Source organism: Clavibacter tessellarius (assembly GCF_001618005.1).
In the GTDB taxonomy this organism is placed as follows: Bacteria; Actinomycetota; Actinomycetes; order Actinomycetales; family Microbacteriaceae; genus Clavibacter; species Clavibacter tessellarius_A.
The window spans coordinates 48,149-68,924 of sequence record NZ_LQXA01000030.1 but is presented as its reverse complement, the minus strand read 5'-3'; the positions used below and the strand labels follow the sequence as shown (position 1 = coordinate 68,924).

The 20,776-nt window shown below is 72.6% G+C and carries 22 protein-coding genes; 12 read left to right on the top strand and 10 right to left on the bottom strand.

The features are described from left to right. Positions 1 to 40: 40 nt before the first annotated feature. Both AWH51_RS16260 and AWH51_RS07960 read right to left on the bottom strand, forming a co-directional pair. Positions 41 to 256 carry a hypothetical protein gene (locus AWH51_RS16260; protein ID WP_063071554.1) on the bottom strand — a complete coding sequence of 72 codons (216 nt, stop codon included), beginning with the start codon at positions 254 to 256 and terminating at the stop codon, positions 41 to 43. Then, a complete protein-coding gene (locus tag AWH51_RS07960) occupies positions 253 to 1,641 on the bottom strand; it encodes an SIR2 family protein (RefSeq protein WP_254654514.1) in 1,389 nt (462 codons plus the stop codon). The genes AWH51_RS16260 and AWH51_RS07960 overlap by 4 nt, the downstream gene beginning before the upstream one ends. A gap of 499 nt (positions 1,642 to 2,140) precedes the next feature. On the opposite strand from AWH51_RS07960, the gene kdpF reads away from it, so the two are divergent. The 6 genes from kdpF to AWH51_RS07925 are packed head-to-tail and all read left to right on the top strand — an operon-like array spanning position 2,141 to position 10,047. Continuing rightward, positions 2,141 to 2,245, top strand: coding sequence for a K(+)-transporting ATPase subunit F (gene kdpF / locus AWH51_RS07950; RefSeq protein ID WP_063071552.1), 105 nt, complete (start codon positions 2,141 to 2,143; stop codon positions 2,243 to 2,245). Further along, a complete protein-coding gene (kdpA, locus tag AWH51_RS07945; protein WP_063071551.1) occupies positions 2,245 to 3,921 on the top strand; it encodes a potassium-transporting ATPase subunit KdpA in 1,677 nt (558 codons plus the stop codon). The genes kdpF and kdpA overlap by 1 nt, the downstream gene beginning before the upstream one ends. Next, on the top strand, positions 3,918 to 6,080 hold the full coding sequence (gene kdpB / locus AWH51_RS07940) for a potassium-transporting ATPase subunit KdpB (RefSeq protein WP_063071550.1): 2,163 nt from the start codon (positions 3,918 to 3,920) through the stop codon (positions 6,078 to 6,080). The genes kdpA and kdpB overlap by 4 nt, the downstream gene beginning before the upstream one ends. 42 nt (positions 6,081 to 6,122) lie before the next feature. Then, positions 6,123 to 6,731: a potassium-transporting ATPase subunit KdpC gene (kdpC, locus tag AWH51_RS07935; protein WP_063071549.1), complete on the top strand. Its 609-nt coding sequence runs from the start codon at positions 6,123 to 6,125 to the stop codon at positions 6,729 to 6,731. Between the two features lie 32 nt (positions 6,732 to 6,763). Continuing rightward, complete coding sequence (locus tag AWH51_RS07930) at positions 6,764 to 9,346, top strand: DUF4118 domain-containing protein (protein ID WP_081234974.1); 2,583 nt, start codon at positions 6,764 to 6,766, stop codon at positions 9,344 to 9,346. Continuing rightward, the gene (locus tag AWH51_RS07925; RefSeq protein ID WP_063071640.1) at positions 9,343 to 10,047 is read left to right on the top strand and encodes a response regulator; all 705 of its coding nucleotides are present in this window, start codon (positions 9,343 to 9,345) and stop codon (positions 10,045 to 10,047) included. Before AWH51_RS07930 ends, AWH51_RS07925 begins: the two co-directional genes overlap by 4 nt. Before the next feature lie 65 nt (positions 10,048 to 10,112). On the opposite strand, the gene AWH51_RS07920 is transcribed toward AWH51_RS07925, so the two are convergent. Next, complete coding sequence (locus AWH51_RS07920) at positions 10,113 to 11,045, bottom strand: ketopantoate reductase family protein (RefSeq protein ID WP_063071548.1); 933 nt, start codon at positions 11,043 to 11,045, stop codon at positions 10,113 to 10,115. Positions 11,046 to 11,125: 80 nt separating this feature from the next. Here AWH51_RS07920 and AWH51_RS07915 point away from each other — a divergent pair, with 80 nt between their 5' ends. The 6 genes from AWH51_RS07915 to radA all read left to right on the top strand — a co-directional run bounded on the left by AWH51_RS07915 (position 11,126) and on the right by radA (position 15,901). Further along, entirely contained in the window at positions 11,126 to 11,674 is a 549-nt protein-coding gene (locus AWH51_RS07915; RefSeq protein WP_063071547.1) for a TetR/AcrR family transcriptional regulator, read from the top strand. Between the two features lie 54 nt (positions 11,675 to 11,728). After that, positions 11,729 to 12,505: an SGNH/GDSL hydrolase family protein gene (locus tag AWH51_RS07910; protein ID WP_254654513.1), complete on the top strand. Its 777-nt coding sequence runs from the start codon at positions 11,729 to 11,731 to the stop codon at positions 12,503 to 12,505. A gap of 63 nt (positions 12,506 to 12,568) precedes the next feature. Next, positions 12,569 to 13,102: an RDD family protein gene (locus tag AWH51_RS07905; protein WP_063071545.1), complete on the top strand. Its 534-nt coding sequence runs from the start codon at positions 12,569 to 12,571 to the stop codon at positions 13,100 to 13,102. A gap of 26 nt (positions 13,103 to 13,128) precedes the next feature. Next, a complete protein-coding gene (locus AWH51_RS07900) occupies positions 13,129 to 13,488 on the top strand; it encodes a hypothetical protein (RefSeq protein WP_063071544.1) in 360 nt (119 codons plus the stop codon). 176 nt (positions 13,489 to 13,664) lie between these two features. After that, positions 13,665 to 14,492: an ABC transporter permease subunit gene (locus AWH51_RS07895; protein ID WP_063071543.1), complete on the top strand. Its 828-nt coding sequence runs from the start codon at positions 13,665 to 13,667 to the stop codon at positions 14,490 to 14,492. A gap of 47 nt (positions 14,493 to 14,539) precedes the next feature. Then, positions 14,540 to 15,901, top strand: a complete 1,362-nt coding sequence (gene radA, locus AWH51_RS07890) for a DNA repair protein RadA (RefSeq protein WP_063071542.1) — start codon at positions 14,540 to 14,542, stop codon at positions 15,899 to 15,901. Between the two features lie 56 nt (positions 15,902 to 15,957). On the opposite strand, the gene AWH51_RS07885 is transcribed toward radA, so the two are convergent. From AWH51_RS07885 to AWH51_RS07855, 7 genes are all read right to left on the bottom strand, one after another. Next, the gene (locus AWH51_RS07885; RefSeq protein ID WP_063071541.1) at positions 15,958 to 16,272 is read right to left on the bottom strand and encodes an ArsR/SmtB family transcription factor; all 315 of its coding nucleotides are present in this window, start codon (positions 16,270 to 16,272) and stop codon (positions 15,958 to 15,960) included. Between the two features lie 100 nt (positions 16,273 to 16,372). Further along, positions 16,373 to 16,531: a hypothetical protein gene (locus tag AWH51_RS07880; protein WP_063071540.1), complete on the bottom strand. Its 159-nt coding sequence runs from the start codon at positions 16,529 to 16,531 to the stop codon at positions 16,373 to 16,375. Positions 16,532 to 16,639: 108 nt separating this feature from the next. After that, a complete protein-coding gene (locus AWH51_RS07875) occupies positions 16,640 to 17,308 on the bottom strand; it encodes a lipase chaperone (RefSeq protein ID WP_063071539.1) in 669 nt (222 codons plus the stop codon). 113 nt (positions 17,309 to 17,421) lie between these two features. Beyond that, the gene (locus AWH51_RS07870; protein ID WP_063071538.1) at positions 17,422 to 17,964 is read right to left on the bottom strand and encodes an amino-acid N-acetyltransferase; all 543 of its coding nucleotides are present in this window, start codon (positions 17,962 to 17,964) and stop codon (positions 17,422 to 17,424) included. 51 nt (positions 17,965 to 18,015) lie between these two features. Next, positions 18,016 to 18,276, bottom strand: a complete 261-nt coding sequence (locus AWH51_RS07865) for a hypothetical protein (protein WP_063071537.1) — start codon at positions 18,274 to 18,276, stop codon at positions 18,016 to 18,018. A 1-nt stretch (position 18,277) separates the two neighbouring features. After that, the gene (locus AWH51_RS07860; protein WP_063071639.1) at positions 18,278 to 19,870 is read right to left on the bottom strand and encodes a sensor histidine kinase; all 1,593 of its coding nucleotides are present in this window, start codon (positions 19,868 to 19,870) and stop codon (positions 18,278 to 18,280) included. An 86-nt stretch (positions 19,871 to 19,956) separates the two neighbouring features. Further along, positions 19,957 to 20,730, bottom strand: a complete 774-nt coding sequence (locus AWH51_RS07855; RefSeq protein WP_063071536.1) for a response regulator transcription factor — start codon at positions 20,728 to 20,730, stop codon at positions 19,957 to 19,959. Positions 20,731 to 20,776 lie beyond the last annotated feature (46 nt).

The following is a 20,776-nucleotide window of genomic DNA, read 5'->3' as shown; positions in this document are numbered from 1 at the left end:
ACGGGGCGCTTCCGAACCGGCCACGCGCCGCAGCCGCGGACTACTTGCGGCGTTCCTCGGAGCGCCCGCGGGCTTCTTCACCGCTCGAGCGCTCGACGCGTGTCTCGTGGCCCTTGACGACGTACCGCCCGGTGACCGCGCTCCGACGCACAGCACCAACCCTGTAGACGCCGTTGCCCAAGCTCTGGTAACCCGCCGCGCTGTGCTTCTCGGCCATCACGCCTCCCGCTTCGTGTACGCGATCGTACTCGCTCATCGTGGGAACACAGCGTCGCTGATCCTCGATGTCCATGCATCTCCGATCTTGGAGACCGCGTCTGCCCAGAGGAAGCGCGACCCCGCGTAAGTCTCCGCTCGATCCGGGAGCCCGATGGTCACCACGGCCGACGTCACCGTGGGGAATTCGGGATGAGTCACGGGAATCGGGACCGCCAGCACAGAGCTCCAGCGCCGTATGTCACCTTCCGGGAGATCCTTGTGCAACAAGGTGTCGGATCCGAGGGATTGACCCGCGATCCACGGGCTGTCGAAACCCGTCTCGACCATACGGAGTCCATTCGGGTCGAGGTACCTGCGGTCTTGAGCCGCCCATCGCGCGAGCTTCCCTTCCGAGTTCGCCAGCCACAGAGTCAGATTCATGCTGTCGACGGAGAACGCGTCGGACAGGGTCTGCGCGTTCTGCGCCAGTTCTGCGACGTACTCTTCCTGAAGGCGAGCGAAATTCAGGGCGTGGTATGTCCAGACAGCTTCTGCTCGCTCTTGGGGAGCGCGATAGTGGGGCGCATCGATGAACCGGAGCTCCCGAATGACCTGCGCCGCATCGGAGAAGTCGTTCACCAGGACCGGCCGCATCCCTATCGCCGACCACTGCTCGGTGAGGGCAGACCGCAAGTCCTCGAACTCCTGCTTCGTGACCGCAAGACCCTGCCGAGCCAGCAGGATGAGGGTCGCGTGACTGTCCGGGGCGCCCCTCATGGCGTCATGCATCCATTGCCGCACGTCTGGATCCCGGTATGAGGTTCCCGCGATCACCACGGCGCCTCGCCCCACAGCTGCTCGCAGATTCCGCAACTGCCATGAGTCGGGATCGCTCATGAGATCGAGGAACTCCGTCAGCGTGAGCACAGCCTCCGTCGTCGCGGAAGTACTCACGACTCCGTGGAGATGATGGACCGCCATGTCAGTCACATCGCGCCCATCAGCGACGGACTCGACGGGAGCCCCGGTCTCCTCCTGGAGAGCATCCTCCAGCAGGGTGTCGAAGTTCAGCGTGACCAGCGTGGTGTCACCGGGCGAACCACCGAGTGCATGTGCGACGGCCGCAAGATGGAGTGGAGACGATTCCGGCGACAGCACTCCCTCGTATAGAGCTGCGCGGAGCTTCTTGTTCCACGACGGACCGTGGAGCGCCCGCGCTGATTCCACGACCATCATGGGATCTTGGCGTGACACCAGGGTTCGGGCGCTCTCTTCGTTCGACACGGCCCCGCTACTCACCAGCAAGCGGGTCGCGAGCTCGTCCCAATCCGGCAGACCGGATGTCGTCGAGGCTCCGGCGCCGAGCAGGAGCGTCGTGTGCGCATCCACTCCGGCATTGCGGAACTGCGCCATGACATCGGCCGTGAGGTCTGAAGCGCTCATTCGGAGACACGCCCGGAGCTCATCCCGACGGCTGTGATGCCGTGCTGTTCAACGAGCAAGACACTCACTTCGGGCTGCTTCCCTCGGGCGGACGGATGAAAGCGCGTGGCCTCAAATGGGAACCGACGGCGCCTTTCGTCGATGAAAGCAACATACAGGCGGCTGCTCCGATGTGAGCGCTGCGCGCAGATCACGAGACCCCATCGACGGCGTTCAGGCTGTGGAGGAGGAGCGTGAAGGGGTGATGCGCCGCCCCGCCGACCCCCGCGTAGGAGTGTCGTGAGGTTCCCCGCCGCCCCGTGAGGGAACCGTATGGATGCGTGAGGACGCCCGATCGCGAGGTGTCTACTCGTCCTCCGTGCCCCCGACGGGCACCCGCGTCCGACCGGCCGCGGCATCCCTCAACGGAGGATCCCCCAGTGCTCGACCTCGTGTACATCGCAGGCGCCATCGTCCTGTTCGCCCTCGTCGCCCTCGTCGGCCGAGGAGTGGAGAAGCTGTGATCACCTCGTTCGCCGACGCCGCCGGCCTCGCCGCCGCCGTGCTCGGCATCGCCTCCGTCGTGTACCTCGTGTACGCCCTCGTCCGGCCCGAGAGGTTCTGATGGACACGCTCGCCGGGATCCTCCAGGTCGCGTCCGTCGTCCTGGTCCTCGTCCTCATCCACCGCCCGCTGGGCGACCTCATGGCGCGCATGTACGAGTCGCGCCACGACTCCCGCGTGGAGCGCGGCATCTACCGCCTCATCGGCGTGGACCCCCGCTCCGAGCAGACCTGGCCCGCCTACCTCCGCGCGGTGCTCGCGTTCTCGCTCGTCGGCGTCCTCGTCGTCTACGGGCTGCAGCGCCTCCAGGCGTTCCTCCCCTACTCGCTCGGCCTCCCCGCCGTGCCCGAGGGCCTCTCCTTCAACACCGCGGTCTCGTTCGTCACCAACACGAACTGGCAGTCGTACTCGCCCGAGGCGGTGATGGGCTACACCGTGCAGCTCGCCGGCCTCGCCGTGCAGAACTTCGTCTCGGCGGCGGTCGGCATCGCGGTGGCGATCGCGCTCGTCCGCGGCTTCGCCCGCACGCGCAGCGGCACGATCGGCAACCTCTGGGTCGACCTGATCCGCGGATCCCTCCGCCTGCTGCTCCCCCTCTCGCTCGTCACCGCGGTCGTGCTCATCGCCGGCGGCGTGATCCAGAACTTCGCGGGCTTCCAGGACGTGGCGACCATCACGGGCGGCACGCAGACGATCCCGGGCGGGCCGGTGGCCTCGCAGGAGGCGATCAAGATGCTCGGCACGAACGGCGGCGGGTTCTTCAACGCGAACTCCGCCCACCCGTTCGAGAACCCGACGGCCTGGACGAGCGCGTTCCAGGTGATCCTGATGCTCGCCATCCCGTTCTCCCTCCCCCGCACCTTCGGCAAGATGGTCGGCGACACCCGCCAGGGCACCGCGATCGTGGCCGTCATGGCGACGATCTTCGTGGCCTCCCTCACGGCCCTCACGATCTTCGAGCTGAACGGCGCGGGCACGGCCCCGATGGCCGCCGGCGGCGCGATGGAAGGCAAGGAGCAGCGCTTCGGCATCATCGGATCGACGCTGTACGGCACCGCGTCCACGCTCACCTCCACCGGCGCGGTCAACTCGATGCACGACTCGTACACGGCGCTCGGCGGCATGATGCCGATGCTCAACATGATGCTCGGCGAGGTCGCCCCCGGCGGCACCGGCTCGGGCCTCTACGGCATGCTCATCCTCGCCGTCATCTCCGTGTTCGTCGCGGGCCTGCTCGTCGGCCGCACGCCCGAGTACCTCGGCAAGAAGATCGGGCCGCGCGAGATCAAGCTCGCGAGCCTCTACATCCTCATCACGCCGACGCTCGTGCTCCTCGGCACCGCGCTGAGCTTCGCGATCCCGGCCGTCCGCGAGGACGTCGAGGGCACCTCGATCCTCAACAGCGGCCTGCACGGCCTCTCCGAGGTCGTGTACGCGTTCACCTCGGCGTCGAACAACAACGGATCCGCGTTCGCCGGCCTCACCGCGAACACCCCGTGGTTCAACACGGCGCTCGGCGTCGCGATGCTGCTCGGGCGGTTCCTCCCGATCGTGTTCGTGCTGGCGCTCGCCGGATCCCTCGCGGCGCAGGACCGCATCCCCACCACCTCGGGGACCCTGCCCACCCACCGGCCGCAGTTCGTCGGCCTCCTCATCGGGGTGACGGTCATCGTGACCGCTCTCACCTACTTCCCCGTTCTCGCGCTGGGTCCCCTGGCGGAAGGGCTCGCATCATGACCACCATCACCCCCGAGACCGGCACCGCACCCGCGGCCGGCTCCGAGCAGCGGGCGTCGCGCGCCCGGGCCATCGATGCCCGGCAGCTCGCCGAGGCGCTCCCCGGCGCGTTCCGGAAGCTCGACCCGCGCCTGATGTGGAAGAACCCGGTGATGCTGATCGTCGAGGTCGGCGCCGCGTTCACCACGATCCTCGCGATCGCCGAGCCGTTCACGGGCGGCGCCGGATCCTCCGGCGGCAGCTCCGTGCCGACCACGTTCACCGCGGGTATCGCCCTGTGGCTCTGGCTCACCGTCGTCTTCGCGAACCTCGCGGAGTCGGTGGCCGAGGGCCGCGGCAAGGCGCAGGCCGACAGCCTGCGGAAGACCCGCACCAGCACCATGGCGCACGTCGTCGCGTCCTACGACGCCTCCGGGGACCCCGGCGCCCAGCGCGCCGAGCTCCGCGAGGTCTCGAGCGCCGACCTCACCCTCGGCGACATGGTCGTCGTGGTCGCCGGGGAGTCGATCCCGGGCGACGGCGACGTCGTGTGGGGCATCGCCTCCATCGACGAGTCGGCCATCACGGGCGAGTCCGCCCCTGTCGTCCGCGAGTCGGGCGGCGACCGCAGCGCCGTCACGGGCGGCACGCGGGTGCTGAGCGACCGGATCGTCGTGCGCATCACCTCGAAGCCCGGCGAGACCTTCGTCGACCGCATGATCGGCCTCGTCGAGGGCGCGTCGCGCCAGCGCACGCCGAACGAGATCGCGCTGAACATCCTGCTCGCGAGCCTCACCATCGTGTTCGTGATCGTGGCGCTCACGCTCAACCCGATCGCCTCGTACGCCGCGGCGACCGTGAGCGTGCCCGTGCTGATCGCGCTGCTCGTCTGCCTCATCCCCACCACCATCGGGGCGCTGCTCTCCGCCATCGGCATCGCCGGCATGGACCGGCTCGTGCAGCGCAACGTGCTCGCGATGTCGGGCCGCGCGGTCGAGGCCGCCGGCGACGTCACCACGCTGCTGCTCGACAAGACCGGCACCATCACCTACGGCAACCGCCGCGCCAGCGAGCTGATCCCGGTGGGCGGCGTGACGGGCGACGAGCTCGCCCGCGGCGCGGCCATGTCGTCGCTCGCGGACCCGACGCCGGAGGGATCCAGCGTCGTCGACCTCGCCGTCGCCCAGGGCGTGGACACCGCGACGCTGCCCCGCGGCGTCGACGTGCCCTTCACCGCCCAGACCCGCATGTCGGGCATCGACCTGCCCGACGGCCGCATCGTCCGCAAGGGCGCCTCGTCGGCCGTGTTCGCCTGGATCGAGGAGGGCGGCCGCGCGCTGCCGAAGCTCGTCCGCGACGAGCTCACGGCGACCGTCGAGGCCGTCTCGAACGGCGGCGGCACCCCGCTCGTCGTCGCGACCAAGGACGCCGACGGATCCGGCCGCGTGCTGGGCGTCGTGCACCTCAAGGACGTCGTGAAGGACGGCCTCAAGGAGCGCTTCGCGGAGCTGCGCGCCATGGGCATCCGCACGGTGATGATCACGGGAGACAACCCGCTCACCGCCCGCGCCATCGCCGCCGAGGCCGGGGTGGACGACCACCTCGCCGAGGCGACGCCCGAGGACAAGCTCGCGCTCATCCGCAAGGAGCAGGAGGGCGGCCGCCTGGTCGCCATGACCGGCGACGGCACCAACGACGCGCCCGCGCTCGCGCAGGCCGACGTCGGAGTGGCGATGAACACGGGCACGTCGGCCGCGAAGGAGGCCGGCAACATGGTCGACCTCGACTCGGACCCGACGAAGCTCATCGACATCGTGCGGATCGGCAAGCAGCTGCTCATCACCCGCGGCGCCCTCACCACGTTCTCCATCGCGAACGACGTGGCGAAGTACTTCGCGATCATCCCCGCGATGTTCACGGGCGTCTTCCCGCAGCTCGCGGTGCTCAACGTGATGCAGCTGCACTCGCCGGCATCCGCGATCCTCTCGGCGATCGTCTTCAACGCGCTGATCATCGTGGCGCTGATCCCGCTGGCCCTGAAGGGTGTGGCCTACCGGCCGCTCAGCGCCTCCAAGGTGCTCAGCCGGAACCTGCTCGTCTACGGGGTCGGCGGCGTGATCGCGCCGTTCATCGGCATCAAGCTCGTCGACCTCGTCGTCAGCCTGATCCCCGGCTTCTGATCCCCTCCCCGATCACCTCACGTCACCGATAGAAGGAAGCGCATGTCCTCCCCCCGCCAGTCCCTCCGCACCGCCGGCGTCGCCGTCCGCGCGATGGCCGTCCTCACCGTCGTCCTCGGCGTCGGCTACACGGCCGTCGTCACGGGCATCGGCCAGCTCGCGCTCCCCGCGCAGGCGGACGGCTCGCTCGTCTCCGCCGACGGCCAGGTCGTCGGATCGTCGCTGATCGGCCAGTCCTTCCAGGACTCCGACGGCGCCGCCCTCCCGGAGTGGTTCCAGTCCCGGCCCTCGGCCGCGGGCGACGGCTACGACGGGACCGCCTCCAGCGGCAGCAACCTCGGCCCGGAGAACGACACACTCGTCTCCTCCATCGCGGACCGGAAGGCCGCCATCGCCGCATCCGACGGCGTGGATCCGGCCTCGATCCCGGCCGACGCGCTCACCGCATCGGCCTCCGGGCTCGATCCTCACATCAGCCCGGAATACGCTCGGGAGCAGGTGGCCCGCGTGGCCGAGGCGAGGGGCATCCCCGAGCAGGAGGTCGCGCGCCTCGTCGACCAGCACGTGCAGGGACGCGACCTCGGCTACCTCGGGGAGCCGACCGTGAACGTGCTCGAGCTGAACATCGCGCTCGCCGGCCTCGGCGGCTGACGCCCGCACCCCACGGGCAAGAGAGAGAAGACATGAAGCGCGGTCGACTGCGGGTGCTGCTGGGAGCTGCGCCCGGCGTGGGCAAGACCTACGCGATGCTCGAGGAGGGCAAGCGACTGCGCGACGAGGGCGCCGACGTGGTGGTCGCGGTCGTGGAGACCCACGGCCGCGCCGCCACGGCGGCGATGCTCGAGGGGCTGGAGATCCTGCCCCGGCGCGAGGTGTCGCACCGCGGGGTGGAGATCACGGATCTCGACGTGGACGCGGTCATCGCCCGGCGGCCCACCATCGCGCTGGTCGACGAGCTCGCCCACACGAACGCCCCGGGCGGCCGGAGCGAGAAGCGCTGGCAGGACGTCGACCTCATCCGCGACGCCGGCATCGACGTGATCTCCACCGTCAACATCCAGCACATCGCCTCCCTCAACGACGTGGTCGAGAAGATCACCGGGGTGCCGCAGCGCGAGACGATCCCCGACCGCGTGCTCCGCGAGGCGCACCAGATCGAGGTCATCGACCTGGCGCCCGAGGCCCTGCGCGACCGGCTCGCCGGCGGGCGCGTCTACCCGGCCGAGCGGATCGACGCGGCCCTCTCCCACTACTTCCGGCTCGGCAACCTCACCGCCCTCCGCGAGCTCGCGCTCCTCTGGCTCGCCGACGAGGTCGACACCGCGCTCGCCGCGTACCGCGACGAGAAGGGGATCGACGCCCGCTGGGAGGCCCGCGAGCGCGTGGTCGTGGCGCTCACCGGCGGCGTCGAGGGCGAGACCCTCCTCCGCCGCGGCGCCCGCATCGCCGCCCGGTCGGCCGGCGGCGAGCTGATGGCCGTCCACGTCTCCAGCCAGGACGGCCTCCGCTCCGGCAGCCCGGAGGCGCTCGCCAGCCAGCGCGCGCTCGTCGACTCGCTCGGCGGCAGCTACCACCAGGTCGTCGGCGACGACATCCCGCGCGCGCTCGTGGAGTTCGCCCGGGCCTCCAACGCCACGCAGCTCGTGCTCGGCGTGAGCCGCCGCAGCCGCCTCGCCGCGGCGACCACCGGGCCCGGCATCGGCGCCACCGTGATCCGCGAGTCGGGCGACATCGACGTGCACATCGTCACGCACGCGGCGGCCGGCGGGCGCTTCCGCCTCCCGCGGATCCGCGGCGGCGCGCTCAGCATGCGGCGCCGGATCATGGGCGCGCTGCTCGCCCTCGTCGGAGGGCCGCTCCTCACCTGGTTCCTCTCGGCCACGCGCTCGGACGACTCCATCACGAGCGACGTGCTCTCGTACCAGCTGCTCGTGGTGCTCGTGGCGCTCGTCGGCGGGATCTGGCCGGCGCTGTTCGCGGCCGTGCTCTCGGGCATCACGCTCGACTACTTCTTCATCGACCCGCTCTACACGATCACGGTCGACGAGCCGATGCACATGCTCGCGCTCGTGCTCTACGTGGTGATCGCGCTGCTCGTGAGCTGGATCGTCGACCAGGCCGCCCGCCGCGCCCGCGTCGCCCGCCGCGCGGCCGCCGAGGCCGAGCTGCTGGCGACCGTGTCCGGATCCGTCCTCCGCGGCGAGGGCGCCGTGCACGCGCTCGTCAGCCGCACCCGCGAGGCGTTCGGCCTGCAGGGCGTGAAGCTCGTCGACCGCGACGAGACCATCGCGTGGGACGGCGTCGTCACGGGCGCCGCCGCGACCGACGTGGCCGTGGGATCCCGCGGCGTGCTCACCCTCTACGGCGACGATCTCGAGGCGTCCGGCCGCCGCCTCCTGCGGGTCATCGCGGCGCAGCTCGACGCCGCGCTCGAGCACCGCGACCTCTCCGACACGGCCCGCGAGGTCGGCCCGCTCGCCCAGACCGACCGCGTGCGCACCGCGCTCCTCTCCGCGGTCAGCCACGACCTGCGCCGCCCGCTCAGCGCCGCGACCGCCGCCGTCTCCGCGCTCCGCTCCCCCGGCATGACCTGGGCCGACGGCGACCGCGAGGAGCTCCTCGCCACCGCGGAGGAGAGCCTCGGCACGCTCGCCGACCTCGTCACCGACCTGCTCGACGTCAGCCGCGTGCAGGCCGGCGTGCTCGGCGTGCGGCTCATGGACGTCGACCTCGACGACGTCGTGCTCGCCGCCCTCGACGAGCTCGACCTCGGCCCCGCCGACGCCGTGCTCGACCTCGCGCCCGACCTGCCCGGCGCGGTCGCGGATCCGGGCCTACTCCAGCGCGTGGTGGTCAACCTGCTGAGCAACGCCGTCCGCCACGCGCCCGAGGGCGTACCCGTGCGGCTCAGCACGAGCGCGTTCGCGGACTCGGTCGAGATCCGCGTCGTGGACCACGGCCCCGGTGTCGCCCCCGAGCGCCGCGACGACATGTTCGTGCCGTTCCAACGCCTCGGCGACACCGACAACGCGTCCGGCCTCGGCCTCGGCCTCGCCCTCTCGAAGGGATTCACCGAGGGGATGGGCGGCACGCTCACCGCCGAGGACACCCCCGGCGGCGGGCTCACGATGGTGGTGGCGCTGCCGGTGTGCCGCGCGGGCGCGGAGCCGGCGGTGGATGCGGCGGCCGCGGATGCGGATCCGGGCGCCGACGCCCCCGCCGCTCCCCCGGCACCCGCCGCCGCGTCCTCGGAGGTGTCCGCGTGAAGATCCTCATCGCCGACGACGACCAGCAGATCCTCCGGGCCCTGCGCATCACCCTCACGAGCCTCGGCTACGACATCGTCACCGCGGACGACGGCGCCGCCGCCATCCGCGCGGCCGTCGCCGAGAAGCCCGACCTCTACATGATCGACCTCGGCATGCCGCGGCTCGACGGCGTGGAGGTGATCCAGGCGCTCCGGCTCTGGTCGACCGCGCCGATCCTCGTGGTCTCCGGCCGCTCCGGCGCCGCCGACAAGGTCGAGGCGCTCGACGCAGGCGCCGACGACTACGTGACCAAGCCGTTCTCCATCGACGAGCTGCTCGCCCGGATCCGCGCCCTCGGCCGCCGCGCCGCCGCCGACGAGGACCGCTCGGCCGCCGTGTCGTTCGCCGACGTCACGGTCGACCTCGCCGCCCGCGTCGTCACCCGCGGCGACGCGCGCGTGCGCCTCACCCCCACCGAGTGGCAGGTGCTCGAGCTGCTCGTGCGGAACCCCGACCGGCTCGTCTCCCGCCAGACGCTCCTCACCGAGATCTGGGGCCCGACCCACGTGAACGACAGCGGCTACCTCCGCCTCTACGTGGCGCAGCTGCGCAAGAAGCTCGAGCCGGATCCCTCGCACCCGCGGCACCTGCTCACGGATCCCGGCATGGGGTACCGGTTCGTGCCGGCGGGGGCGGGGCGGGCGCCCGAGGAGGCGTAGCCGATCCCGTCGACCCGGCGCCGCGCGGCACGACGCACGACGCACGACGCCCATCGACGGACGGGTCAGCGGTCGCTTCGCGCGAGCCGCGGCGTCGGGATGCCGAGCTGCCGGGCCGTGCTCCGCGCATCCTCGAGGACGGCCCGGTGCTCGGCGGCGTCCGGATCGGTGTGCGCGGCGAGGCTCACCCGCGCGATGGGCACGAGGACCGTCGCGGCCGCCAGCATCCAGGCGGTCAGCCCGGGCAGCCGCCAGGGGAGCGCGGCAGCGACGTGCCGGCGGAGGTCCACGCCGCGTGCCTCGAGGACGGGGAGCAGCTCACGGCTCGCCAGGAAGGCGTCCCGGAGCGCTCGCGGGTCCCCGACCATGCGCGCGAGACCTCCCGCGGCCCGCGCCCGGGAGAACATGCCGGCGTCCATGGCGAAGTGCAGCAGCAGCCATCCCCGCATGTCCTCCTCCTCCCGTGCGCCGATCCCCGCCTGCCGGAACGCCGCGCGCACCAGCCGTCCGCGACGACCGGCCGCTCGCCCGGATGCCTCGAGGACGATCGATCGGAACAGGGCGCCGTGGAGGACCCCGTCCGGCCCGAAGCCCCCGCCGGCCTGGGGGAACCCGAACACCACCTGCTCGCCGGGGAGGGGCGCGGTCGCCGCGAGCGGCTCGCCCCAGACGTTGCCGAAGACCAGCACGGTCGCATCGCCGATGCGGGGCGCGAGGTACGCGGCGGCCTCCTCGAGGCGATGGTGCCCCACGCTGAGCACGACGAGGTCGAACCCGTCCGCGGATCCGAGGTCCTCCCGCAGCCGCGTGGCGACGGAGCCGCGGACGCGACGCCCGAGGGGCGACCGGCGCGCGTCCATGACGTCCGTCCGCACCTCGTCGCCGTACTCGGCGGCACGGCCCGGGCGCACGAGGAACTCGACCTGGTGCCCGCCCTCCTGGAGCACCTGGCCGTAGATGGTCGCGATGACCCCGCGTCCGAACATGAGGATCTTCATGGCGCTCTTCCCGTTAAAGTGGAGATCGTCTCCACACCTGATTATGTGGAGATGATCTCCGGATGTCAACGGGAGGGTGCATGGCCGACGAGAAGCCGCTGAGGGCCGACGCGCGGCGCAACCGCGAGGCGATCATCGCCGCGGCGCGCTCGGTGTTCGAGCACGACGAGCAGCTGAGGTTCGACGACTTCGCCGCGCGCGCAGGAGTGGGCGTCGGGACGCTGTACCGCCACTTCCCGACCCGCGAGGCGCTGGCCGCGGCGGTCTACCGGGGCGAGGTGGTCGCGCTCTGCGAGCACGGCCGCGCCTCCTCGCTCCCGCCCGCGGAGGCCCTGGAGGCGTTCCTGCGCGCGTTCGTGGACTACGTCCTCGAGCACGCCCCGCTCGCGCGCACGCTGGCCGGCATCGTCGACGAGGCCGCCCGCGCCGAAGGCGGCAGCGAGCTCGAACGCACACTCACCGACCTGATGTCCCGAGGAGTCGCCGACGGCACCATCCGCGACGACGTGAGCGCGCGGGCCGTGATGATGGCGCTCCACGGGATCGGAGCCGCGGCCGACGGGCCCCGTCGGGCACCGGACGCCCGGGAGGTCGCATCGCTCCTCGCACGCGGCCTCCGCGTCGCCTGATCCCGCGACGTGCCGGCCAGCAGGCACCCGGATCCACGAGCGTAGGCTCCCGTGGTGCCCCAGAGATCCACCCGCTCCGCCCGTCACGCCGCCCTCCTCGCCTCCGTCGCCGCCGCGCTCGGCGGCCTCACCGCCGCCGCCCTCGTCCTGCCGCGCCGGTTCGAGGCCGGTCGCCGCGAGCGCGCCGCCGTCCTCAACGAGACGCTGCCCGTGAACTCCGCCTGGTGGCGCGAGCACGCGCAGCTCGAGGGCGACCTCCTCTACGTCGCGCTCGGCGACTCCACCGCGCAGGGCATCGGGGCGAGCCGTCCGGTGAACGGCTACGTCGGGATCCTCGCCGACCGAATCCGCGCCCTGAGCGGCCGCTCGGTCCGCACGGTCAACCTCAGCGTCTCGGGCGCCCGCGTCTCCGACCTGGTCGAGTACCAGCTCCCCCGCCTCGCGAAGCTGCGGCCCGACGTCGTGACCCTCGCGATCGGCGCCAACGACATCGCCGGATTCGAGCCGGTCGCGTTCGAGCGCGACCTGGGCCGGATCCTCGACGCCGTCCCGCCCACCACCGTCGTCGCCGACCTGCCGTGCTTCCACTTCCCCGCGAGCGAGCGCAAGGTCCGGGTCGCGAACGAGATCGTCCGCCGCCTCGTCGCCGACCGCGGCCTGCGCCTGGCGCCCCTCCACGCCATCACCCGCCGCCAGACCCCGATCCTCGCGATCACCCAGGCCGCCGGCGACCTCTTCCACCCCAACGACCGCGGCTACCGCGTCTGGGCGAGCGCCTTCCTCCCGTTCCTCCCGGCGACGGTGCGCGCGCTGGAGGTGGCGGGGCGCTGACGCGCGCGCGTCGTCGGGTCCCCCATCCCGAGCGGGGGCCGCACGGTCGATAGGGTCGCGACCATGACCCGGCACCCCGGCGACCGCGTCCTCGCCGTCCTCATCGACTGGCTGTTCATGTGCGTGTGGATCGCGCTGGTGGCGGCCGTCACGGTGCCCCTCCTCCTCGTCGGGGCCGCTATGCATCTCCCGCCCGTCGCGGAGAACGCCGTGGCGACGCTGGTGCTGGTCGTGCCGATCACGATCGCGCTGGCCGTGCTGGAGTCCGGACCGCGCCAGGCGACGCCCGGCAAGCGCGCGCGGAGGCTCATCGTGCAGGACGCCCGCACCGGCGAGGCGCTCCCGTTCCGCCGCGCGCTCCTCCGCAACGCCCTCAAGGTGGCGCTGCCCTGGATCATCGGGCACGCGGCCGTGTACACGCTCGTCCGCGCCAGCGACGGCACGACAGGAACCGTCCCGTCGAGCGCGCAAGCTCCCCTGGTCATCGCCTACCTGCTCCCGACCGTGTGGCTCGTGACGCTCCTGCTCGGCTCGGGCCGCACACCGTACGACAGGATCTCGAGGACGGTCGTCGCACGATCGGCCCCTCGCGCCTGACGGATCCGCGTCCGTAGGGTGGATGCATGGCCGACGACACCCCCGACGCCCGCTCCACCGGCACGCTCTGGATGGTGATCGGGCTCGTCTCGGGGGCCCTGCTCGTCACCGGCGCGGGCGTCTCACCGTGGATCTCCGCGGCCGCTTTCGCGCTCTCCGTCTTCATGTACGTGCGCGTCCGCGGCCGCGACCGGGCCCTCGCGCCGCCGCCGACCGGGACCCTGTGGTTCGTGGTCACGCTGATCGTCGGCGCCCTGCTCATCACGGGCACGTTCGATCCGCCGTGGATCGGCGCGGCCGCCCTCGCCGCGTCGGTGCTCCTCTACATCCGGGCGCTGGTCCGGCTGACGGCGCGGCCCGCCTCGGACCAGACAGCCGACGACTGACCCGACGGAGCCGCGCCCGCGGTGCCCGACCCCGCTGGATCCGCGCACCGGCCCGAGCGTGGTCCCGCGGTATCCCTCACGTGCGGGAACACGACCGCGTCGCGGCACCCGCGGCCCACGCACCAGGCACCGCCGCCCGACTCGGCTCCGGGCGTGCCCTCCGTAGCGTCGGCTCCATGACGCCGACCACACGATCCCCTCGCCGCCCTCGCGCCGCCCGGCCGACGCGGGTCACCTTCCGGCGCGCGACCCACGCGGAGCTCCTGAAGCTCGCGACGCTGCGCTCCACTCGCTGGGCCGTCGCGCTGGTCGCCCTCGCCGGGGTGGGCATCAGCGCGCTGGTGCCCCTCGTGGCCACCCCGTTGCCCGCGGACGCGTCGCCGTCGATGGCGGACGCGGGCACGGGCGCCGTCCTGACGATGCCCCTCCTGGTCACCCAGATCGCGGTCGGCGTCCTCGGCGTCCTCGCGATGGGTTCCGAGCACTCGAGCGGCACGATCGCCTCGACGCTCGCCGCGGTGCCGAACCGCCTGGAGGCGCTGGCCGCGAAGGCGCTCGCGGTCGCGCTGGTCGCGTTCGGCCTCGGCGTGATCCCCGGCCTCGCCGCCTACGTGCTCACGACCGGCACCCGCGCCGGCATCGGCTACGACGGCAGCCTCGCGTCGTGGGGCGTGCTCGGGCCGCTGCTCGGATCCGGCGCGTACCTCGTGATGGTCGCCCTCCTCGGCCTGGCGCTCGCGACCCTGATGCGCAGCGGCGTCGCCGCCATCACCGCCTTCATCGCGATCCAGCTCGTGCTGCCCCAGGTCGTCGGCCTGATCCCCGACCTCGGGGACGTGCCCGTGTACGACCTGCTGCTCACGACCGCCGGCCGGATCCTCACGGGCACGACCGGCAGCATCGCCCCGCCCCCGATCACGCCCCTCGAGGTCGCGGCCGTCGCGGTCTGGGTCGTGCTCCCGTGCGCCGCCGCGGCCCTCCTCTTCCGCCGCCGCGATGCCTGACACGAAGCCGTCGGACCATGTCGGCGGCCGCCGGTAGAGTCCCCCGCATGGCCCGCATCCACTCCACGTACCGCTGCTCGGAGTGCGGGTGGACCACACCGAAGTGGGTCGGCCGGTGCGCCGAGTGCCAGAGCTGGAACACCGTCGCGGAGGTGTCGCAGACGCCCGCGGCGGCCGGTCGCGTCACCACGCTCACGCCCGCCGGATCCAGCCAGGCGCGGTCCATCATGCACGTCGGCACCGCGTCCGCCAGCCACATGCCGAGCGGCGTCGGCGAGCTCGACCGCGTGCTCGGCGGCGGCATCGTGCCCGGCGCGGCCATCCTCATGAGCGGCGAGCCCGGCGTCGGCAAATCCACGCTGCTGCTCGAGGTCGCGGCACGCGCGGCCGCGAAGGGCGCGAAGGTCCTCTACGTCACGGCCGAGGAGTCGGTCGCGCAGGTGCGCATGCGCGCCGAGCGCACGGGCGGGCTGCAGGAGTCCCTCATGATCGCGGCGGAGACCGACCTCGGCACCATCCTCGGCCACATCGAGCAGGTGTCGCCGGATCTCCTCATCGTCGACTCCGTGCAGACCGTCTCCAGCAGCACGTCCGACGGGCTCCCCGGGCACCCGGGCCAGGTGCGCGAGGTCGCCGTCACGCTCATCCGCGTCTGCAAGGAGCGCGACCTGCCGCTCCTGCTCGTCGGCCACGTCACGAAGGACGGCTCCATCGCCGGCCCGCGGCTCCTCGAGCACCTGGTCGACGTGGTCTGCCAGTTCGAGGGCGACCGGCAGACGTCGCTCCGCTTCATCCGCGCGCTCAAGAACCGGTTCGGCCCCACCGACGAGGTCGGCTGCTTCGAGATGGCGGGCGACGGCATCGTCGAGGTGCCGGATCCGAGCGGCATGTTCCTCTCGCGCGGCGTCCACTCGGTCTCCGGCACGTGCGTCACCGTCGCGATGGAAGGCCGCCGCGCGCTGCCCGTGGAGGTGCAGGCGCTCGTCGTCGACACGAAGGCGCCGCAGCCGCGCCGGGTCGTCAACGGGGTCGATGCGTCGCGCGTCGCCATGCTGCTCGCCGTGCTCGAGAAGCGCGCCAACGTGCGGCTGTCCGATCGCGATGTCTACGTGTCCACGGTCGGCGGCGTGCGGCTCACCGAGCCCGCGGCGGATCTCGCCATCGCCGTAGCGCTCGTCTCCGCCGTCAACGGCAAGGCCATGCCGCACGACCTCGCCGCGTTCGGCGAGATCAGCCTCGCGGGCGAGATCCGCGGCGTCACCTCAGCTCCGCAGCGCGCGGCGGAGGCCCGGCGGCTCGGGTTCACGCAGATCGTCGACGCCGAGTGGGGGCCGCTGTTCTCCGCGCTCGGCCGCGCGTTCTCCCTCGCGAAGAGCGAGCGGGAGAAGGAGCTCGACGACGCGTTCTGATCCGCGGTCGGGCGCAGACGAGGCAGCCGCCGGGCATGCGGCCCGCGGCGCGCGCGTCAGCCGGCGTCGACGTGCCCGACGGCGTGCTCCCGCACGTGCGCCACGGCGTCGTCCACCACGTGCGTCACATGGGTGTCGGCCACCTCGTAGCGGGCGATGCGGCCCTCGCGCTCCACGGTGACGAGCCCCGACGCCCGCAGCACGCGCAGGTGCTGGGAGACGAGCGGCTGCGACATCCCGGACTCCTCGACGAGCTCGGACACGGTCATCCGCCGCGACGCCAGCAACCCGATGAGCCCCAGGCGCGACGACGACGACAGCACCTTGAAGAGCTCGGCGGCCTGCTCGAAGCCGGTGGGTGGGTAGGTCACCTGGACGATCCTACGGCGAGGGGTGGCCGGAGACGACGACGGGGACCGGGCCTGATGGCCTGGTCCCCGTCTCGATCCTGGCGCGTCGCCGCGCTCGGGATCAGTGCTCGTCGTAGTGGTCGCCGTGCTCGGCGTGCTTGTGGCCGTCGTGGACGAAGTCCACGTGGTCGTCGTGCGTGACCGTCTCGTGACCGCAGTCGGTGCCGTGCTGGTGCTCGGCGATGGTGTGCTCGGCGTGGGTCTCGGTGGTGTCGGTCATGATGCGTCCTTACGTCGGTGGAGCACCAGGATGACAGACGCATGCATGGATTGCAATGGATGCATCCAATCGAGAACCGTGCTCAGATGCGCACGCTCACGAGGCCGCTCAGTAGAGCAGGAAGGACTTCGACTGCGCGCTCTTCACGCCCGCCACCTCGACCGACAGCGTGTACGTCGCGCCACCCGCGGGCACGGCCGGGCGCTGCTTCTCCTGGCACGTCGTGGTGGACGAGCGCTGGCGGGACCACTCGAACGGGGACGACGTCTGCGGGGTGCGGGCCGCGAGTTCGACCTGCGCATCCTCGGCGCCCGTCTGGCAGTCGGTCGACTTCCAGTACACGTCGGATCCGCTCGAGATGGTGAACACCTGCGTGGTGGTGCCGAGGTTCGCGGTGCAGGGCTCCATGCCCGTGTTCGTCACGGTGAAGGAGAGCTTCGGGAGCACGCCCGACTTGTAGGAGGCGGCATCGGTGACCGGCGTCACCGCCAGCTGGCCGACGGCGCACGACCCGTCGGCGTTCGTCTCCGTGCCGGCGCTCGCGCTCGGCGTGGGCTCCGGGGCGGCCTCGGCCGCGGGGTCGGCCGCATCGCCGGCGGGCGCCGCGTCCGACGTCGGGGTCGCGTCGGGCGCCGCGACATCGGCGGTGCCGCGGCCGATGTTCGCGACGATGATCACGACGACCGCGATCACCGCCACCACCACGAGGAGCGCGAGCAGACGGCGGCGGCGGTACACGGCCGCGGACGGGCGGCCTCCGGGCGAGGTCGAGGACATGACGCCAGGGTACGGTCGGGCGGCCGAAGGGCCGGATCGACGCGCCCGGCGGTCACGGGCCGGGGCTGCGGGGCCGGATCGAGCGGAGACGCGAGCGCCCCGACGGGTGCCGGTCAGAGCGCCTTGAGCATGCGCGTGTTGCCGAGCGTGTTCGGCTTCACGCGCGAGAGGTCGAGGAACTCGGCGATGCCCTCGTCGTGCGAGCGGAGCATCTCGTAGTAGATCTCCTGCGCGATGATCGACTCCGCCACCTCGTGGTACCCGTGGCGCGAGAAGAAGCCGACCTCGAAGGTCAGGCAGAACAGGCGGCTGAGGCCGAGCTCGCGCGCATCGTCCTCGAGGCGCTCGAGGAGCGCGTGGCCGACGCCGGTGCCGCGCGTGTGCGGCGCGGCGGCGAGCGTGCGGATCTCGCCGAGGTCCTCCCACATCACGTGCAGCGCGCCGCAGCCGACGACCTCGCCGGACGCGTCGACCGCGACCCGGAACTCCTGCACGTTCTCGTAGAGCACCACGAGGTCCTTGCCGAGGAGGATGCCCTCCATCACGAGCGGCTCGACGAGCTGCTGGATCCGCGGCACGTCGCCGGTGCGCGCGCGTCGCACGCGGATGCCGCCTGCGGGCTCCGCTGGCTCGACGACGACTGGCTCTGCGCTCACGATGACGACCCTCTCGATCCGCGGCTCGGGCGCCCGGATCAGTTGTCCAGCCTAGCGACGGGCGGTTCCCGCGTCCGGGGCGGGCGGTGCGTCGTCGGTGCCCGGGGCGGGCGTCGCGAGCCGCGCGATCATCCGCGGCGCGATCCACACGATCGCGACCACGCCGACCACCGCGCGCAGCCCCGCGAACACGAGCACCCACCAGCCGACCCCGTCGCCGCCGACGAGCAGCGCGATCCCGATGACGACGAGCGCGGCATCCGCGACGAACGGCACGCGCAGCCAGAACATGAGGCGGCGGACGGGATCCACGTCAGCCCTGGTCGCCAGGACCGGGGCGGTCCGCGACGGGGGCGCCGGACGGGGGCGGCCACGCGGCGCCGTCGCCGTCGGCGCGCGCAGCCGGAGTCGCGGCGGCACGCGCCTCCGCCGCCCGCCGCTCCAGCGGCAGCCGCACCCCGAAGACCGTGCGGCCCGGCTCCGACTCCACCCACACCGCGCCGTGGTGCGCCGACACGATCGCCTGCGCGATCGCGAGGCCGAGGCCGGTGCCGCCGGTGGAGCGGGCGCGGGATCCGTCGCCGCGCACGAACCTCTCGAACAGCGAGGCCTGCAGCTCGGGCGGGATGCCGGGGCCGTCGTCGGTGACGCGGATGACCGCGTGCCCGTCGGATCCGGCGGCCTCCACCGCGAGCGACGCGACGACGCGCGTGCCCGCGGGCGTGTGCGTGCGGGCGTTGGCGAGCAGGTTGACGACCACCTGGCGGAGCCGGGCGTCGTCGCCGGGCACGGTCACGGAGTCGTCCGGCAGATCGAGGTCCCAGTCGTGGTCCGGGCCCGCCGCGCTCGCGTCGCCGACCGTGTCGAGGAGGATGCGCGTGAGGTCGACGGGATCCGACTCCAGCTCGCGCCCCTCGTCGAGGCGCGCGAGGAGGAGCAGGTCCTCGACGATCGTGGTCATCCGCACCGACTCCGACTCGATGCGCGACAGCGAGTGCGTCACGTCCTCCGGCAGAGCGTGGGGCCCACGCCGGGTGAGCTCGGCGTAGCCGCGGATGGAGGCGAGCGGCGTGCGCAGCTCGTGGCTCGCATCCGACACGAACCGCCGCACCTTGGCCTCGCTCGCCTGCCGTGACGTGAGCGCGTCCGCCACGTGGCCGAGCAGGCCGTTGAGCGCGGCGCCGACGCGGCCCACCTCGGTGCGCTCGTCGGTGTCGGAGGCGGGCACGCGCGCCTCGAGCGCGACGTCGCCGCGGTCGAGCTCCAGCGCCGCCACGTGGGTCGCCGTGTCCGCGACCCGGTCGAGCGGGCGCAGGGCGCGGCGGACGATGACGGTGCCGAGGAGCGCGGCGAGCGCGAGCGTGAGGGCGGCGACCACCGTGATCACGAGCACGAGCTGCTCGACCACGTCGTCGGCCGGCTTCGTCGGCAGGCCCGTGACGATGGTCGCGCCCGAGGACGACGTGCCGCCCACGAGCCGGTAGCTGCCGAGCGCACCGCCGAGATCGACCGTGCGCGGGACGCCGTCGGTCGGCACGCTCTGCAGCTGCTGGCTCTGGCGTCGGGTGAGCTCGACGGCGCCGGCGCCCCCGGGCTCGCCGGCGGCCGCGGTCCGGTCGGCGATGTAGCCGCCGGAGACGACGCCGTCGATGATGGTCGCGCTGATGGTGCCGACCTGCTGCCCGAACGCGCCGAGCCCGCCGGGTGGCGCTCCGGGGAAGCTGCCGTATCCGCCCGGATCCCGGTCGACGTAGCTCTCCGACCGCGCCGCCGTGGCCTGCAGCTGCTGGTCGACCTGCTGCAGGAGCGACGCCCGGAGCGCGAGGATGCTGACCGCCCCGATCAGGAGGCTCGCGAGCGCCAGGAGGCCCACGACACTGAGGACGAGACGGCGGCGGAGGGTCATCCCGCGGGCGGCGGCGGCCAGGCGGGACCGCAGCGGGGTGGATCCCGCGGAGTCGGCGGGGCCGCCCGAGGGCTCGGGGTCCGTCGTCACTCCGCGGCCTTGAGCATGTACCCGCTGCCGCGCACCGTGTGGATCATCGGGGTCCGCCCGGCGTCGATCTTGCGGCGCAGGTAGGAGATGTAGATCTCGACGACGCTCGACTTGCCGCCGAAGTCGTAGCTCCAGACCCGGTCGAGGATCTGCAGCTTGCTCAGCACGCGGCGCGGGTTCCGCATCAGGTAGCGCAGCAGCTCGAACTCGGTCGCGGTGAGCTCGATCGGGACGCCGGCGCGGGAGACCTCGTGGCTGTCCTCGTCGAGCGAGAGGTCGCCCACGCGGATGACGGGGTCGACGGTGTCGCTGACCACGAGCGTCGAGCGGCGGATGAGGCCACGTAGCCGGGCCACGACCTCCTCCAGGCTGAAGGGCTTGGTGACGTAGTCGTCGCCGCCCGCGGTGAGGCCGGCGAGCCGGTCGTCGAGCGAGTCCTTCGCCGTGAGGAAGAGCACGGGGATGTCCTCGGCGTCGGCCCGCAGGCGCGACAGCACCTGGAGGCCGTCGAGGTCGGGGAGCATGATGTCGAGCACCACGGCGTCGGGCTTGAACTCGCGCGCGGCGGCGAGCGCCTGGTGCCCGCTCTCGGCCGTGCGGATCTGCCAGCCCTCGTAGCGGAGCGCCATCTGGAGCAGGTCGGTGAGGGACGCCTCGTCGTCGACCACGAGCACCCGGATGGGCGACCCGTCGGCGCGGGTGAGGCGGGGCTGCGGAGCGGCGGCGGGCTGGAAGCCGGAGGGCGGGGTGGTGGTCACGGGGTCCATCATCCGCATCTTCCTATGAAGCGGCCATGAGCCCGCCATGGGGCCGCCT

Excerpts from the sequence above, each read along its gene's own strand:
- AWH51_RS07900 (WP_063071544.1), top strand. The coding sequence starts at position 13,129 with ATGGCCGACGACACCCCCGACGCCCGCTCCACCGGCACGCTCTGGATG.
- AWH51_RS07930 (WP_081234974.1), top strand. The coding sequence starts at position 6,764 with ATGAAGCGCGGTCGACTGCGGGTGCTGCTGGGAGCTGCGCCCGGCGTG.
- AWH51_RS07855 (WP_063071536.1), bottom strand. The coding sequence starts at position 20,730 with ATGATGGACCCCGTGACCACCACCCCGCCCTCCGGCTTCCAGCCCGCC.
- AWH51_RS16260 (WP_063071554.1), bottom strand. The coding sequence starts at position 256 with ATGAGCGAGTACGATCGCGTACACGAAGCGGGAGGCGTGATGGCCGAG.
- AWH51_RS07960 (WP_254654514.1), bottom strand. The coding sequence starts at position 1,641 with ATGAGCGCTTCAGACCTCACGGCCGATGTCATGGCGCAGTTCCGCAAT.
- kdpC (WP_063071549.1), top strand. The coding sequence starts at position 6,123 with ATGTCCTCCCCCCGCCAGTCCCTCCGCACCGCCGGCGTCGCCGTCCGC.
- AWH51_RS07880 (WP_063071540.1), bottom strand. The coding sequence starts at position 16,531 with ATGACCGACACCACCGAGACCCACGCCGAGCACACCATCGCCGAGCAC.
- AWH51_RS07860 (WP_063071639.1), bottom strand. The coding sequence starts at position 19,870 with ATGACCCTCCGCCGCCGTCTCGTCCTCAGTGTCGTGGGCCTCCTGGCG.
- AWH51_RS07920 (WP_063071548.1), bottom strand. The coding sequence starts at position 11,045 with ATGAAGATCCTCATGTTCGGACGCGGGGTCATCGCGACCATCTACGGC.
- AWH51_RS07905 (WP_063071545.1), top strand. The coding sequence starts at position 12,569 with ATGACCCGGCACCCCGGCGACCGCGTCCTCGCCGTCCTCATCGACTGG.
- AWH51_RS07895 (WP_063071543.1), top strand. The coding sequence starts at position 13,665 with ATGACGCCGACCACACGATCCCCTCGCCGCCCTCGCGCCGCCCGGCCG.
- AWH51_RS07915 (WP_063071547.1), top strand. The coding sequence starts at position 11,126 with ATGGCCGACGAGAAGCCGCTGAGGGCCGACGCGCGGCGCAACCGCGAG.
- kdpB (WP_063071550.1), top strand. The coding sequence starts at position 3,918 with ATGACCACCATCACCCCCGAGACCGGCACCGCACCCGCGGCCGGCTCC.
- AWH51_RS07875 (WP_063071539.1), bottom strand. The coding sequence starts at position 17,308 with ATGTCCTCGACCTCGCCCGGAGGCCGCCCGTCCGCGGCCGTGTACCGC.
- kdpA (WP_063071551.1), top strand. The coding sequence starts at position 2,245 with ATGGACACGCTCGCCGGGATCCTCCAGGTCGCGTCCGTCGTCCTGGTC.
- radA (WP_063071542.1), top strand. The coding sequence starts at position 14,540 with ATGGCCCGCATCCACTCCACGTACCGCTGCTCGGAGTGCGGGTGGACC.